This window comes from Algoriphagus formosus (genome assembly GCF_002807035.1).
In the GTDB taxonomy this organism is placed as follows: domain Bacteria; phylum Bacteroidota; class Bacteroidia; order Cytophagales; family Cyclobacteriaceae; genus Algoriphagus; species Algoriphagus formosus.
In genome coordinates, this window is the sequence record NZ_NIUC01000002.1 from 1,760,874 (window position 1) to 1,777,290 (window position 16,417).

Here is a 16,417-nt window from a genome sequence, read left to right on the forward strand (position 1 = left end):
TCTGCAAATATAAGTGTTTCAATTCCCGCTGTGTTTATTCGTCAGTTTCTGATTCTGCTACTTTCCTTTTGGCTGCTTGGCCCCATCCAGGCCCAAACCAACTTTTGGTTGGGTTGGCAGGGAGCTAATGAAAAAACTGACGTAAGATGGCAAGCCTTCGGGGACTCACTCGGTAGAAAAGTAGCCATTGATTCTGCCTTAAGTAACCTTCGATCGAATGGGTATTTGGGAGCCTCTATTGATCGGCTTGAAGAATCTGGGGATTCGCTTTGGGTTGAGATTTATGAAGGTCCAAAGATTGATCGAGTAGCACTTTCATCCAAAAGCCTTCCACCACAGTGGCGAGAAGATTTGGAGAAAAAGGGGGCTCTTTCCTTTCAGGAGGTCAATAGTTTTTTTGGGGAAGTGCTTGATTGGGCAGACGAGACAGGTTATCCATTTGCCTCCCTTCAATTAGACAGCCTCAATCGCGATGGAGACCAAGTTTTTGGACAGGTCGATTTCCAAAGTGGGCCTTTGATTCTTTGGGATAGCGTTCAGATTGAAGGCAATTCGGTGACCAAGAAGACTTATTTACAGCGTTTGACGGGAATTCATCCCGGCGATCCATTTTCACAGAAGGATATTGAACGCTCTCTTACTACTATTCGTCGCAGTCCGTATTTTCGACTTCAGGGACAGCCTCGGGTTGATTTTAGACTTCAAAAAGCCAGTCCTGCCTTCCGGCTTGAAGACCGTAAAGCTAATGTCCTGGATGGTATTTTGGGAGTTTTGCCCAATGAAAACGAGCCTGGCAAAGTGCTTGTCACTGGGCAGCTTGATTTGGCGCTGTATCATCTAGGTGGAAAGGGACGAGATGTGGAACTACACTGGCAGCGATTCAATGAATTGACCCAAAGTTTGAGCCTCAGAGCAAAAGAGTCATTTATTTTTGGCTCTCGCCTGGATGTGTCGGGAGAGTTTAGTCTGCTCAAGCAGGACACAAGCTTTGTCAATAGGAAGTTGGGATTACGCTTTGGCTACCGGAGTACAAATTGGTTGTATTTTGATTTTTTCGTGAGAAGGCAAGCCGGTGATTTGATCAGTACGGTGGCCTTTTCAGAGGTGGAGGTATTGCCTGAATTGGCAGACTTCCGATGGACAGAATATGGTATTAATGCACGAATGGACTGGCTGGACGATGCGATTTCCCCACGGAAAGGAGGCATGATTCAGTTGACTTTTTCGGCAGGAAACAAGGAGATTTTACAAAACACGGGAATTCCACCGGTGGCATACGAGGGGATAGACCTGAGAACCCCACAGTATGCTTTATCAGGTTTTGGGGAAAAGCATGTATTTATCACGAAAAACTGGGGCTTGTATTTCAGGGGTGCTGCTGGTTTGATTCGTAATGAAAACCTTTTTCAAAATGATCTTTATCGACTCGGAGGATTGCAAAGTATTCGGGGGTTTAATGAAAATTTCTTTTTTGCCAGAGATTATTTTTACCTGAATGCTGAGCCACGACTCTTTTTTGGTGCAAATAGTTTCCTTTTTCTCTTTTCCGATTTTGGCTTCATCGAAAACCCGTATTTTGCAGCACCAAATATTCAGCCGTTTTCACTTGGTGCTGGCCTGAATCTTGAGACGGGAAATGGGATCTTTAGATTTGTCTACGCGGTGGGCAAAACCCAAGAACAACCACTTTCTTTACAATTTTCAAAAATTCACTTCGGATATATCGTTCAGTTTTGAAACATGCTTAAAAAAGGTCTTTTACTTTTTCTCTTCAGTTTATGTTTTTTGATTACCTCTCATGGGCAGGTTTTAGAAGAGTACAGTAATGATTGGGAGGAAAACTTGGTGAAAAACTGGTTTTCTTCAAGCGATCAATTAAGTCAATGGATCGATATCAGGCAGTTTCCGGAGGCCTACCTGGTGATGCAGATTCCGGGGGAGACCATGGTTTTTGCGGGAGAGAGGCTTTGGTTTTATGCAGAGCAGGATACTTTACTTAGTAGAAAGGTAAAAGATTATCAACTGGAATTTGGTGTAGATTCCCTACAAATTCGACTTTTGGGAGACCAACTGGTGAAGGCTCAGGCTCTTTTGGAGAAGCGCTTAAACCCAACTTTTACAGTAGAGCAAGAGAAAGAGACAGCTGGTCCTAGTTTGGTTGAGAGAGATTTTGAGAGGCAGTCGGTCCGTGATTTTTTTATTATTGCTTTGTTGATTTGTTTATTCCTATTAGCCGGCTACAGACAAGCATATCCCTACGTGTTTTTCTCAGTTTTGAGCCCCAAGGGATTGGTTACGGCTGAGGATTTTTCTGAAGGAAGCAGTCTTCAAAAGTTCTTCTCCTTTGATGTCCTACTGTTTGTTTTGATTGTCAATATTCTTGCAGCACTATCGGGTGTTTTTGGGTTGATTTTTTTTAGACAAGATCTAATCTATGCCTGGAGCGACGGGACTGCTTTGGATTTGCTGTTGATTTGGATGGTAGGGGCTATGTTTATATTTGGTCTGACGGTCTTGAAGTTTGTGGGTATTCGAATCACGGCTTTCGTGTTTGATTTGGGGAGAATGGAGTTTTCTCATTTTTTCTATTTGCTGAGGCTCATTGTTTGGGTAAATCTGGTTTTTCTACTAGTGATATTCTTTTATTTGATGAATACATTTTCACAGGTGGAGACTTTTCTGATGACGTTCTATGAAGTGTTTTTCTGGATGTATTTGGTTGGAATTGCTTTTTTGTTTCTATCCATGATGAATAAACTGTCCTTTAAGAAATACCATTTATTTACTTACCTTTGCATCGCAGAACTGGTTCCGTTCCTGATTCTTGTAAAGTGGATCATGGATTTCGGTCAATATTAAACCAAAACATAAAGGAAAAGAAGCATGAGTGCAGCTACGAAGGACCGGCTAAGACCCGTGAAAAGTATTCTTGTCTCCCAACCAAAACCTACCAACGATAATTCTCCCTATTTTCAGCTTGCTGAGAAGTACAATCTCAAGATAGACTTTAGGCAATTTATTGAGGTACAGCCTGTGTCCTCCAAGGATTTCAGAAAGCAAAAAATCGACATTTTGAAGCATACAGCGGTGATTTTCACTAGTCGCAATGCCATCGATCATTTCTTTGCGATTTGTAAAGATTTCAAAATTGAGATGCCGGCTGATATGAAATATTTTTGTATCTCCGATCAAACTGCCCATTATCTGCAGAAGTACATTGTGATTCGGAAGCGAAAGCTTTTTGTAGGGACCAAAACAGCTCAAGATCTTTTTGATTACTTCAAAAAACATAAAAACGAGAAATATTTATTCCCTTGTTCTGATATCAGGAAGGATGATATTCCCGATTATTTGGCTAAAAATAATATTGACTTCACTGAAGCGATTATTTATCATACGGTAGCTGCTGACCTTTCGGACCTGGCTGATGTGAAGTATGATATTTTGGCTTTTTTCAGTCCTTCAGGAATCAAATCTCTTAAGGTAAACTTCCCTGAATTCGAACAGGGTCCTACTCGAATCGCTGCATTTGGACCTACAACAGCCGAAGCAGTAAGAGAATTGGACTTGATTTTGGACATTGAAGCACCACTCCCAAATGCACCTAGCATGACCGGAGCCTTGGAGCTTTATATTAAAAAAGCGAATAATTTGTAATAATCGGAATCAAAATCAGTGGTTTTTCAGTTAAAATCCTTACAATAGTCCTTTGATCTGTAAAAACCACATATTGATGACTTTAGGGTTTAGACGGAAATCCATTTTTACTACCATATTCTTGCTTTCGTTTCTCTTTTGGGGGAATGCATTTTCGCAGCAGGATGCGCAGTTTACACAATACATGTTTAATGGCATGTATTATAACCCGGCGTTTGCCGGTAAAGAAGGAGGATATAGGTTCTCTGCCCTGCATCGTTCACAATGGGCTAATTACACCACTTCCAGTGGAACAGGAGGTGCTCCTGTGACCCAACTATTGACGGCACAAGGCCGTCTTGATTCCAAAAATATCGGCTACGGACTTACCGTGGTGAATGATCAAATAGGTGCTACCGGTAACTTAGAGATTAACCTTCAGGGTAGCTATCACAAGCAAATCAATCGAACTACACTCAGTTTTGGGGCTTATGTTGGAATGTTTTCCAGCGCGATTGATTATGGCGAGCTAATTGTCGTCAATCCTGAGCCTAACTTGCCTAGTTCAGGTAAGGAAAATTCAATCAATCTCAATTTTGGAGCAGGCCTCTTATTGGATAGAGGGAATTATTATCTTGGATTGAGCAGTAGACATATTAATCGTCCAAGTTTTGATTTCGGAGATGGAGGTTTTGCAAATCCATTAGAAAATCATTCCTATTTATTGGCTGGATATCGATTTAGGCCTATTGGGCAATTTAGAATTGAGCCAAGTTTCTTGTTGAAATCTGTATCTTTCAATAATTTTTCTTATGATGTGAGCGTTATTGCTACCCATCAAAATAAGATTACAGGAGGGTTAGCGTTTAGAGGGGAGGAATCAGTTTCTGTAATTCTAGGATATTCCCTTCTGCCTGATAATTCCCTGACCTTGGGATATTCCTTTGATTTGGTGATTAGTGGATTGGAAGCTAAGTCACCTACTAGCCATGAGTTGATGTTACGGTACAGATTGACCACAGTGACAAGGGAGGTAGAACGAGTGATTCAGAGGACGCCGAGATTCCGATTTTGATCAAAGGTCGGGTCGAATTAAAAGATAATTTGGCCAAAAAATAATGCTCTGAAAATTGGCAGGTTATTTGCATAAATGTGGAAAATTCAGCTAAATTTCGCCGATTGAGTAGTTTTTAAAATGGAAAATCATTTGATGATATAAAAAATGTCATTTATGTATAAAAAAATTAATCTACGATTAGCAAGTGTAACATTAGGACTTGCTATAGCCACCATCCTACCGGGTTGTGGGCTCTTTAACAAAAAAGGTACAGCGAGTGAAAAACTCAACCGGCGAGGTGAAGTGACGGGGGTACCTAAAAGAGCCAATTGGCAACAAAACCTTCCCTACGATATGGTTCCTGTTAAGGCAGGTACTTTTTGGATGGGGCAATCTGACGAGGATATTGCTTTTTCGCAGTCTTCAATGAACAAGCAGATTACGATTTCTGAATTTTTTATGGATAAATACGAAGTGTCCAATAATAAGTATCGGCAGTTTTTAGAATCAGTAAAAAATGGAGAACTCACTTTTGGCACTCCAACAACTTTAAAAGAAGAACCACAATTTAATTATGAAGAGTTGAAACCTGATACGACCGTATGGTCTACAAGTTTTACTTTTCACTATGGTGATCCTTTGATGGAATTTTACTTTGATCATCCTGCATTTGACAACTATCCTGTGGTAGGTGTAACATGGGATCAAGCTAAAAAGTACTGCGAGTGGAGAACTTACTACATGAATGCCAACGATGAGTACGACTTTGATATGCCTAGCTTCCGCCTACCAACTGAGGCAGAGTGGGAGTATGCAGCAAAAGGAGGAAAAGATGTTGCGAAGTATCCATGGGGTGGTCCTTATCTTAAAAACAAGCGTGGATGTCTGATGGCTAATTTCAAGCCTGGAAGAGGTAACTATATCGATGATGGATTTGCCTATACAGCTCCTGTTGATGTGTTTGCTCCAAATGGTTTTGGATTGCACAACATGTCAGGAAATGTAGCAGAGTGGGTTCTTGATGCTTACTCTCCGACTTCCCGTACAGTGACATGGGACTTAGACCCTGTATATGATATTGAAACAGAGCCAAGAAAAGTAACTCGTGGCGGTAGCTGGAAAGATATCAATCACTATCTAGAAACTTCAACTCGTACTTACGAATATCAGGATGTGGCTCAGGCACACATTGGATTCCGTACGGCGATGACATTCATCGGAAGATCTGGATCAATGGACGTAAAAACCAACCAAAGAAGAAGAAGATAATTCCTATTCTAAACCTTAAAAAACCATAACCTTAATTCTAACAAACAACAATGGCTAGCAACAGCAACTTCTTTTATTCTAACATCATGCCTAAGATCTATGGTATTGGTGCAGCAGTCGTAATTCTAGGTGCGATGTTTAAAATTCTTGATTGGCAGTTTGCCAATATCATGATTGGAGTAGGTCTTTCTACAGAAGCATTGATTTTCTTTTTATCTGCTTTTGAACCAAGACCTCAAGAAGTGGATTGGTCTAAAGTCTATCCGGAATTAGCAGAAGAGGGTGTAAGTCCTTCAAAAATGGGAGCAAAATCAAAAGCAGTTGCTGGAGATGGTGTTTCACAAAAACTTGACGAAATGTTGGCTAATGCGAAAGTTGGCCCAGAATTGATCGATAGCCTAGGTAAGGGTATGAAAAACTTAGCTACTTCAGCTGAGAAGATGGGTAATCTTGCCGATGCTGCAGTGGCTACAAACGAATATGCTACTAACGTAAAAGCAGCTGCCAAGACATTGGTAGATATGAACTCTTCGTATGGCAAAACTGCTGCTGCTTTGACTGAGATGTCAGCAGCTTCTCAAGATGCCAAAGCGTATCATACGCAAGTAGTAACCGTCACAAAAAATCTTTCTGCATTGAATGCAGTATATGAGATGGAACTACAGGATGCCAACAATCACGTGAAGACACTTAATAAGTTCTACTCTAACATGACTACGGCCATGGAGGGTATCACAGCTGCTGGCAAAGAAACTGAAGCTTTCAAAACTGAGCTTTCTAAATTAAACGCTAACGTTAGCTCATTAAATAAAATCTACGGTGGCATGCTATCAGCCATGAAAGGTTAATCATTTCTACCATCTAAACTGATAAACCAAAAAATGGCAGGAGTAAAAGAGACACCTAGACAACGGATGATCGGGATGATGTACCTGGTACTGACAGCGCTTTTGGCGCTTCAGGTCAGCAATCAGATCCTCCAGAAATTTGTCCTCATCAATGATGGACTAGAGCGTACTTCCAAAAATTACATTCTCGATAATCAAACCTCAGTTGAATCCATTCAATATACAGTGGAGCAGCAAGGTAATAATGAGAAGGATTTGCCGAAGGTTGCGGCTGCTCAAGAGGTCCGAGCAGCTTCCAAAGAAGCATATGATTATTTAGCAACTTTGAAAAAGGAACTGATAGAAGTTTCCAATGCTAAAACAGAAGAAGGTACGTATGTGAATTCAGCTTTGAAAAATACTGAAATCGCAGGTAACCTTTTTATTAACAACGGGCGTGGAGAAGAGCTAAAAAATAGATTGAATGCTTATCCTGAAAGAATCGAAGAGATTTTATCAGGCGTTGGTCTTGATATCAATTTTGACAAGATTGCTTTGGATGCTTCAGAAATTCCTCTTTTTGAGAATGATAGAGAAGCAAAAGGGAAGTCTTTTGAGGCTTTGAACTTTGTGAAGTCACCTGTAGGTGCTGTCATGACATTGCTTTCTCAATATCAAAATGAGGTTTTGAATATTGAAAGTGAGGCATTGACCAGCATTGCCAACACCATTGGTTCCTTCTATTTCAAAGCAGATATCACAGAGGCAAAAATCTCTGCAGTTTCTAATATTGTGGCGGCAGGTACAAAATTTGAAGGTACCATGTTTATAGCCTCTTCTTCTTCGTCAGCAGCGCCTTCCATGTCCTTGGACGGAAGATCAGTTGAAGTAGATGAAAAAGGGTTTGGACGTATTGAATTTACTGCTACTCCAGCTTCTGAATATGATGACAGAGGTCTTGCAAGACGAGTACTCAAAGGTGAAATCGTAACAAATATCGGAGGAGAAGATCAAGTGCTTCCGGTGGAGTATGAGTACTTCGTAGCTCAGCCGGTGGTGAAGGTTTCTTCTGAAGTGGTTCAGCAGCTATATGCAGACTGTGCTAATGAGTTGTTGATCGAGGTTCCTGCATTGGGAAATACTTACGCACCAGAATTTACAGTTAGCAATGGTCAGTCGATCAAAGGTAGCTCTCCAGGACAGGTAACAATTATCCCGGGAGCTTCTGGATCAGTTACTATTGGTGTAAGCTCAGGAGGAAATAAAATTGATGACGTTTCGTTTGATATTAAACCAGTACCTGCACCGACAATTGTTCCGACACTTTCTAACGGTTCACCTCTTGACCAAACTCAATCACAGGCTATCGGTTCATTGACTGGATTGAAAGTAATCGCAGAACCTGAGCCTACCTTCGGAAGAACAATGGCAAAAGATGCAAATTTCGAAGTAACGGGCGGTGAAGTTCGATTGTTGAGAAATGACGTACCAAGACAAACGATTCAAATATCAAATGGAAGTAGTTTGGCAATGCGTCAGCTTCTAGAAAGTGCGAGAGCTGGTGATGATATTGTCATCGTCGTCAATCAAGTAACGCGTACAAACTTCCGAGGAAATAAAATACCTTCCTCTTTGAATCAAGTGATTCGTATAGGTGTGAAATAATTTTCCCGCCTGACTATAGAACAGATGATTATGAAAAAGTTTCTTCAATATTCCTTTTTTGCCGTTTTGATGGCAGCCACCTTATGGTCTTTTGAGGGGCATGCTCAAGTGGCTACAAGTGTCAATCCATCAGGCTATGGCGACCGTCAGTTTAAGATGGATACCATTTTCTCTGCGAAGCGAATTCGGGAGGATGATAAAATGTACCAAATTGGAGTTTGGAGAAGAATAGACCTTCGCGAGAAGTACAATCTTTCCTTGTATGGCTCTGGGGATACTAAATCTAATGGCATCATCAATCAGATTTATAAGGCAGTAGTAGATGAGAATGCGCTAGAAGTCTTTGGTGACGAGGATTTTACCCAGCCTCTTTCTATTGCTGAGTTTCAGGAAAATTTCTGGTTGAACGCGATTGGGGATAGCATCTTCGTCAAGCAATTGTATTTCTTGGATTTCAGAGAAGACTTTGTTTTTGATAAGCATCATTCGGATATGGTTTTTGATGTGAAATATATCCATTTGGTGATGCCGTCAGCTACTAATGCCGATGCAGGTCAAAAGACCATTGGATTCATTCGCTATAAGGATTTCTACAACTATTTCAAGGATCATCCCGAGGCGCGTTGGATCAACTTCCAAAACCTTTCAAAAAGCCTAACTTACGATCAAGCTTTCGATACTCGTCTGTTCCGATCGGTAGTTAGAAGGTTTACAAATCCTGATGAGGCTTTGGTCGCAGATATGGTAAACCCTGAACATCCGAATCCAGATATGCAGGCTTATCTCGATGCATTAGCCTTTGAATACAGATTATTAGAATTTGAAAATTCCCTTTGGGAATGGTAAAATAAAAAGGGAGCTTAATCGCTCCCTTTATTTTTTTCTCTCCATTCTACCAGTTCTCTTGCCCTGCTGGTACCAATCACCTTGGCAATTTCCTCTTCCTTTGCATCCTTTAGCTTTTTTACACTTTTAAAGTGCTTCAGTAATTTATCTGCTGTGGATTGCCCAATACCTGGTATGGCAGTAAGTTGGGTCCCAAAAGCATTTTTACTTCTGACTTTTCGGTGAAATGTGATTGCAAAACGGTGAGCTTCATCGCGGACTCGTTGAAGTAATCGAAGACTTTCTGACTTTTTATCAATGTGAATAGGGAAAGAGTCTCCCGGAAAGTAAATTTCCTCCAAGCGTTTGGCGATTCCGATGATGGGCATTTTCCCATAGATACCCAATTCCTGAAGTGCCTCTACGGCCGATGAAAGTTGGCCTTTTCCACCATCAATTACGATTAATTTGGGAAGGGGCTTATCCTCTTCCATCAGTCGCTTATACCTTCTGCCTACTACCTCCTTCATACTCGCAAAGTCATTGGGTCCTTCCACTGTTTTGATGTGGTAGTGTCTATATTCTTTGACAGCAGGCTTTCCGTTGAGAAAACAAACCATGCTAGCCACGGGACTACTGCCTTGGATATTGGAGTTGTCAAAGCATTCGATATGGTCAGGAATATCCGGTAAGCTCAGGTCTTCCTGAAGTTGGCGAATGACTCGGTCTTTTTTGTCTTTGTTGAGACCCTGAAGAAGCGCCTTTTCCTGTTTGTAGAATTTTGCATTTTTGAGCGATAGCTCGATTAGTCTTTTTTTATCACCAATCTTGGGCATGACGAGATTCAAACCTTCGATCGGGTTTTGTATCTCAAAAGGCACCAAAACCTCCTCCGCATCACTGTTAAATTGATCTTGCAAGCGAATCAGGGCGGTCAAGAGTAATTCCTCATCCGATTCATCCAACTTCTTTTTGAGTTCTACATTTTTGGATACGATTAAGGATCCATTTTTCACACGCATGTAATTGACATAAGCATACTTTTCATCAACTACGAGTGTACAAACGTCGTGATTGTGAATGCTTGGATTTGCTACCAAAGATTTGGCTTGATACTTTTCAAGCAAATCCAACTTTTCCTTTGCCCGCTGTGCTTTTTCAAATTCCAGATTCTGTGCAAACTCCTGCATTTCCAATTTGAAATGGGCTTTGGGCAGCCCAAGATTTCCTTTAAGAATATGTCTTGCTTGCTCTAAGTCTTTGAGGTAGTCCTTTTCTGTTTGCTTTCCGACACAGGGTCCCTGACAATTTCCGATGTGGTATTCTAGGCAAACTTTATATTTTCCCTCCTGAATTTTATACGGGGATAGGTCAAGCTTACAAGTCCGAATGGTGAAAAGTGAGCGAATAAGGTCCAAAACATTATTCATGGCCTTGACGCTTGCGAATGGACCGAAATAGGTGCCACGTTTGGGAATCATCCGCCTTGTCTGAAAAATCCTTGGGAATGGCTCATCAGTGATCAATAAGTACGGATAGGTCTTATCATCCCGCAATAAGATATTGTACTTGGGTTGGGACTTCTTGATCAGATTATTCTCAAGTAGCAAGGCGTCAAACTCTGAATTCACGAGCGTGATCTCAATCTTGTCAATCTCTTTAACCATCCGGCGTGTTTTGAGATTGACCCCGGTATTCTTATTGAAATAGCTGCTAACTCGTTTTTTGAGGCTTTTGGCTTTGCCTACATAAATCAAATCCCCTGTCTCATTGAAATATTTGTACACTCCCGGATGGTCAGGGAGCATGAGATGGTCTTTGGGTTTGAATGAAGAGGATTCCATGGGACTAAAATGAACTCGAAATATGTATTAGACTTCCTATTACGAGCTCAAACCGCTTCAAAATCAATCGCGTTGCTGCATTTAGCTCAATCACCGTCCCGAGCACTCGGGATGCCTCATTCGCTAAATGCTTGATTTTCTTGCGTTTTGAACTCTCACTACTGATTCTAAACCATAGTCCGAGTTAAAAAAACAGCTTTGAATGAAAGCTGTTTTTGAATTTTGGGTTTTTCTTAATTGATTTTAGAAATCATTTTTCTTGGCATCGTAGTCAAAATCTACGAAACGCTGACTTTCTTGCTCATAGGCATCACAGTCAATTTCAATGCTGAGTGGTCGCTCGGGTCTTGGGAAAGGACCTTTGGTGTATCCTAAGGATTCGTCGGCGTAGACTTTTTCCATGTATTTGACCCAAATAGGTCTGGCTGTTCTACCACCTTGTCCCGAAATCCAGCTTCTAAAGTGGATGGCCCGATCATCGCCGCCAACCCATACTCCTGATACCAGATCCTTACTCATTCCAATGTACCAACCGTCTGAGGCATTTTGAGTCGTTCCTGTCTTTCCTCCAAGTTCATTTCCTTCCCGTAGGCTGTACGGCACTCCTTGGCTAGTTCCGCCTGCTTCATCGAATCCTCCCCGAAGCATGTATGTCATTAAGTAGGCATGTTCCTCACTCATAGCAGGGCGCTTCTTAGGGGTAAACTGCTGGATGACATTCCCATTTTTATCTTCAATTCGATCAATGTAGAATGGGGTAGTGTATTCACCTTTATTAGCGAAGGTGCCGAAAGCTCCTACCATTTCGAATACCGATACATCATTAACACCTAAAGCCAAAGCAGGGACTTCTTCCAAGTCACTTGTCACACCCAATCGCTTGGCCGTTTCAACCACGATTTTTGGGCTTAATTTTTTCATCATGTAAGCCGTCACGGAATTGACGGATTGTGCCATTGCCTGGCGAATCGTCATTTTTTCATAGGTGAATTCACCATTCGCATTGGCAGGGCTCCAAGCAGGCTGTCCAGGGATATAGACTTCCACAGGTTGATCTACTACGGAGTAGCAGGGAGAGTATCCATTTTCGATAGCAGCCGCATAGACAAAAGGCTTGAAAGTCGATCCAGGCTGTCGTTTCCCTTGCTTCACATGGTCAAATTTGAAGTATTTATGATCGATACCGCCTACCCAAGCTTTGATGTGGCCGGTATGTGGATCCATACTCATAAAGCCTGTTTGAAGGAATTTCTTGTAGTATCGGAGGGAATCCATCGTACTCATCAAAGTGTCAACTTCTCCTTCCCAAGAGAATACCTTCATTGGTTTTTTCTCGTTGAGTTTAATGTTGATTGAGTCTTCATCGTTTTTATAGCGAATCTTGAGTAGTCGATAGGCTTCGGTTCGCTTCACAGCATTCTCGATGAAGTTCGGGATGACCCTGTTTTCGCTATCCACCCAAGGTTCGCGACCTCGCATTTCATCATAAAACTTTTGCTGAAGGGCTTCCATATGCTCAGCTACTGCCTCCTCAGCATAGCGCTGCATGCGACTGTCGATAGTGGTGTATATTTTGAGCCCATCCCCAAAGAGATCATAGGAGCTTCCATCTGATTTCAGATTTTCTTTGGTCCATCGGATCAAATCAGCTTTCAAAACCTCCCGGAAGTAAGTCGCCAAACCCTTATTGTGATTGGCCACATTGTAGTCAAGTTCAATTGGAAGCGCAGAAAGGGAATCATATTCTGATTCGCTCAATACATCGTTCTTCACCATTTGACCGAGAACTGTATTTCTTCTTCTTAATGAGTTTTCAGGGTTGAAAACAGGGGAGTAGTAGGTAGGTGCTTTGAAAAGCCCTACAAGAACAGCCGATTCCTGAATATTCAACTCTGAAGGTTTTTTATTGAAGAAAGTTTCTGCAGCTGTTTTGATACCATAAGCGTTGGATCCAAACTCAGAGGTATTTAGGTAAAGCGTCAAAATCTCCTTCTTGGTGTAGGCTCGCTCCAATTGAGTAGCGACTATCCATTCTTTGGTCTTGATGATGAGCATGCGAAGCCCGGGTACCGAACTCAAAAGCCCCTGATTTGCATCTGTACGGGTATTGAAAAGGTTTTTGGCGGTCTGTTGGCTCAATGTCGATCCACCCCCGGCGTCTTGTCTCAGAATGATTGATTTGACAAAAACCCGAATCATAGCTTTCAGATCAATTCCTGAATGCTCCTCAAATCGCTCGTCCTCGGTGGCGATCAATGCATTGACCAAGTTTGGAGAAAGCTCATCATAAGTCACAGGGCTTCGATTTTGTCTGTAGTATGTTCCCAATAGTACCCCATCAGAGGAGAATAACTGAGAGGCTACTTCTGTGTCTGGATTTTCGAGCGCCTTGAAATCCGGTAAAGGCCCAAATAGTCCCAAAAAATTGACGCTGACCATCCAGATAAATACGATAAAACCTACCACACCCGCGGCGAAGGCAAGCCAGAGGAATTTGATCGTCTTATTAACCCAATTGGGCGTTGATGCTTGTTTTGATTTACTCATGTTTTACTGATAGGTGGCCTTGAAAAAAGCCCGGTATTCTTCGATGTTTTTGGACCGGTTGAGGGTCTGGAAATTTTCTATGGAAATAAAGAAACTGTTCTCCTTGATTTGCTCGGTCAAATTGTCCGATTCAAATTTTTCCATAAAGATATCATAGTACTCTTTTGCTTTGTCAGCATTGTTGAACGGGCTAATGATAAAGATGGCATTCTCCTGATTCATATTCATATTTCCCGTTCGCAACCTGGAATTTGAGAAGGTTTTTGCATGGAAGTTTTCTAGGTCACCGATTAGACTTTGAGACTCCTCTGCAAGCTCCGGACTCATGACCAAGACCATGATATGCGTTTGGGAATCATTGACTTTAAATGGCGAGTCCGTCAAGTCAGGTTTTACTACTGTCGAATCTTCCATAGCCATGGCTTGTGCCGCAGAATCCAAGGCCGTCGAGTCAACCGGATTCAGCGCCGCCAATTCCTCGGCTGTCAGTAGGGGTTTTAGCATATTCCTTGCCAAATGCACCAAGCTCTCATCCTGAGAATTTTCAATGTACGATTCCAAGCGGGACCGAAAGCGATCCTTGCTTTCGATTTTTCCCGTCACCATGATATCCAAAAGCAGCAATCGCTCTGTATTCCGTGTAAGCGGGTATTCCTCTAAAGTCTGTTGAATGATAGTTCGTGCCTGTCTCCAATTTCCTGCATAATATAAATTATAAGCCTGCTCATAATTTTCAGAAGATGCGAGATAGGCCAAATTCCCTGAGGCTGCATCTGGATTATTGACAGAGAAAGTGTATTGCGATTCAGGATATTCCCGGTTGAGACGACTGACATATTGCTGGAAATTCCCGTTTAGGTCTTTTTGGGCAAGGTAGAGTAGGTAATAGGCTTCAGGCTTTCGACTACTTGAGGGGTATTCGCGGACGACGGTTTCTAGATTGTCCACACTTGCCTCTATTTCTTCCAAATCGAAATATTGAAGCTTGCCAAGTTCGAAATAAGACTCCTCCAGTTCATCGTTGAGTTGGGCGATATCTTCTTCAGTTTTTGGAATCTGTGCCAAGAGACTTTCTAGGTCGGGCAATTGAGCTAATGGGTTATTTTCTTCAGAGATAGCGGTGGAATCTACCTTCTCCTCTATTTCCGTTTCAGGAGTGCTTTGAAAAGTGGCAGCGCTTCGACGCCAATTATCCTGTAGGGGACGAGTGCCCCATACTCTTCGGAATTCTATGGCTCCCTGCTGCATCGCCACTGCATTGTCAAAGTAAAATGATGATCCTGTTCCGCGATCTGCAAAGGCGAGGAGGTTGTCAAAAATCCCACTGTTTTTAGGTTCTTCTTTTGCCCTTGCTTCTGCAAGTAGCCGTTCCTCTTCTCTCTGAATGAATTGCTCCGCGATGAGGCGCTGCTCCTCTTCACTCATTCCACTAAGACGGACCAAACTATCATTACTCTGAATTCGCTCCACATGAAATACGAATTGATCCAGTACTTCTTTTTGGCTGGCAATGGAAGAAGCTGCGGGATCTGTAGGCTTGATAAAAGTCAGGGCAGAATCCAGGTAGTATTTAGTAGCACGGTAATCGACATACTCTTCAAGGTGGATTTCCGCAAGTTTTTGATAGATGTATCCTTTTAGTCGAGGATTGCTGCCGGGCTCTTTGGCAGCCTGATGAAGTAAATCTACAGTCAGTGGAAGATCTCCCTGTTTCTCTTCAAAAAGTGCCCGCTCATATACGACTACATCTTTGAGTTCCTTATTTTTCGGATCATCGTAAAGTGACTCGTAGTAGTTTCTGACTTTGCGAAGGTCTTTCGATGCATTTAATTCAGCTACTTGTTGGGCAAAAAGTTGGGAATAAAATGCCCGCTCGTAGGGTGGATTGCCCTCAAGTGCTTTTCTGTAAAAGTCATAGGCCAAATTATCCAAGCCCTCCCGCTGATAGCGCTGGGCTAAGATGAAGTAGATTCTGGAAGCTTCCTTGTTGTTTTTCGCATACTCGATTGCCCGGTCTAGGGAGCCAATGACACCATTTTGATCGTTTCGCTTTTCATAATAGTAAGCTAGGGTGCGGTAGAGATCGTAGCGATTTTCATCAGAGATTTTTTCTTCCTTGGAAAGGTAGTCTATGGTAAAATTCGCATTTTCGATTTCGCCTAAATCGACATAGAGGCGCAGTAAGGCGATTAGGACTTGGTGACGAAGATCGGCGTCCTTGCTTTCTACATTGACATACTTGAGTGCGTTTTTAGCATCGTCAAAGTTAGCCTGCATGTAGTCGATTTTTCCCAAAAGAAAATAACTATCATCCACCCACTTGGAGATACGGTGCCATTCGATGGCCTTGGAAGCCAACTCGCGGGCAGACTCGAGTTTTTCTTTGGAGGATTGAATCACTCCCGAATCCAAAGGGATAAAGACCGGTAATATTTGGGTGTAGTCTTCCTTGTAATTCTGTTGATTTTCATCCAACACCTCCTGAATTTTCACATCTGCGAGGTAATAAGCATTGTAGTGGGAGGTGAGATTATGAAATGCCCGATTGGTAAAGGTGTCCCGTTCGGATGAGCAGGCCACCAAAAGAAAAAGGGATATAGAAAACAGGCGTTTTGAAAAGCGCATGAAGGCAATTGCAATTGAGCTAGCAAAATAGTCTTTATTGTACAAAGGAAGAACGATTTGGCTTTTCTATTTATTTCAAAAGACAGGCCACTGCTTCGAATGGCCAAAAATATTTACCTATT

Annotated in this window: 11 protein-coding genes; 8 read left to right on the plus strand and 3 right to left on the minus strand. The window is 42.0% G+C overall.

The window, feature by feature from the left end:
* Positions 1-30 precede the first annotated feature (30 nt).
* From CDH51_RS13865 to porN, 8 genes are all read left to right on the plus strand, one after another.
* Positions 31-1,737 (plus strand): POTRA domain-containing protein, encoded by a 1,707-nt coding sequence (locus CDH51_RS13865; protein WP_157807120.1) that lies wholly within the window; start codon positions 31-33, stop codon positions 1,735-1,737.
* Positions 1,738-1,740: 3 nt separating this feature from the next.
* On the plus strand, positions 1,741-2,859 hold the full coding sequence (locus tag CDH51_RS13870) for a DUF4271 domain-containing protein (RefSeq protein WP_100629102.1): 1,119 nt from the start codon (positions 1,741-1,743) through the stop codon (positions 2,857-2,859).
* Positions 2,860-2,883: 24 nt separating this feature from the next.
* Complete coding sequence (locus CDH51_RS13875; RefSeq protein ID WP_024283734.1) at positions 2,884-3,657, plus strand: uroporphyrinogen-III synthase; 774 nt, start codon at positions 2,884-2,886, stop codon at positions 3,655-3,657.
* A 76-nt stretch (positions 3,658-3,733) separates the two neighbouring features.
* Entirely contained in the window at positions 3,734-4,711 is a 978-nt protein-coding gene (locus CDH51_RS13880) for a PorP/SprF family type IX secretion system membrane protein (protein WP_100629103.1), read from the plus strand.
* Positions 4,712-4,867: 156 nt separating this feature from the next.
* Positions 4,868-5,962 carry a T9SS ring complex lipoprotein PorK/GldK gene (gene porK, locus CDH51_RS13885; protein WP_026947626.1) on the plus strand — a complete coding sequence of 365 codons (1,095 nt, stop codon included), beginning with the start codon at positions 4,868-4,870 and terminating at the stop codon, positions 5,960-5,962.
* A 50-nt stretch (positions 5,963-6,012) separates the two neighbouring features.
* Positions 6,013-6,810: a type IX secretion system motor protein PorL/GldL gene (porL, locus tag CDH51_RS13890; protein ID WP_100629104.1), complete on the plus strand. Its 798-nt coding sequence runs from the start codon at positions 6,013-6,015 to the stop codon at positions 6,808-6,810.
* A gap of 33 nt (positions 6,811-6,843) precedes the next feature.
* Positions 6,844-8,454, plus strand: a complete 1,611-nt coding sequence (gene porM, locus CDH51_RS13895; RefSeq protein WP_100629105.1) for a type IX secretion system motor protein PorM/GldM — start codon at positions 6,844-6,846, stop codon at positions 8,452-8,454.
* Positions 8,455-8,523: 69 nt separating this feature from the next.
* Positions 8,524-9,300 (plus strand): type IX secretion system ring subunit PorN/GldN, encoded by a 777-nt coding sequence (gene porN, locus CDH51_RS13900; RefSeq protein WP_232724836.1) that lies wholly within the window; start codon positions 8,524-8,526, stop codon positions 9,298-9,300.
* A 14-nt stretch (positions 9,301-9,314) separates the two neighbouring features.
* Here porN and uvrC read toward each other — a convergent pair whose 3' ends face one another.
* The 3 genes from uvrC to porW form a co-directional block, all read right to left on the minus strand.
* A complete protein-coding gene (gene uvrC / locus CDH51_RS13905; RefSeq protein ID WP_100629107.1) occupies positions 9,315-11,123 on the minus strand; it encodes an excinuclease ABC subunit UvrC in 1,809 nt (602 codons plus the stop codon).
* Positions 11,124-11,366: 243 nt separating this feature from the next.
* The gene (locus CDH51_RS13910; protein WP_100629108.1) at positions 11,367-13,670 is read right to left on the minus strand and encodes a penicillin-binding protein 1A; all 2,304 of its coding nucleotides are present in this window, start codon (positions 13,668-13,670) and stop codon (positions 11,367-11,369) included.
* A gap of 3 nt (positions 13,671-13,673) precedes the next feature.
* Entirely contained in the window at positions 13,674-16,295 is a 2,622-nt protein-coding gene (gene porW / locus CDH51_RS13915) for a type IX secretion system periplasmic lipoprotein PorW/SprE (RefSeq protein ID WP_100629452.1), read from the minus strand.
* Between the last annotated feature and the right edge of the window lie 122 nt (positions 16,296-16,417).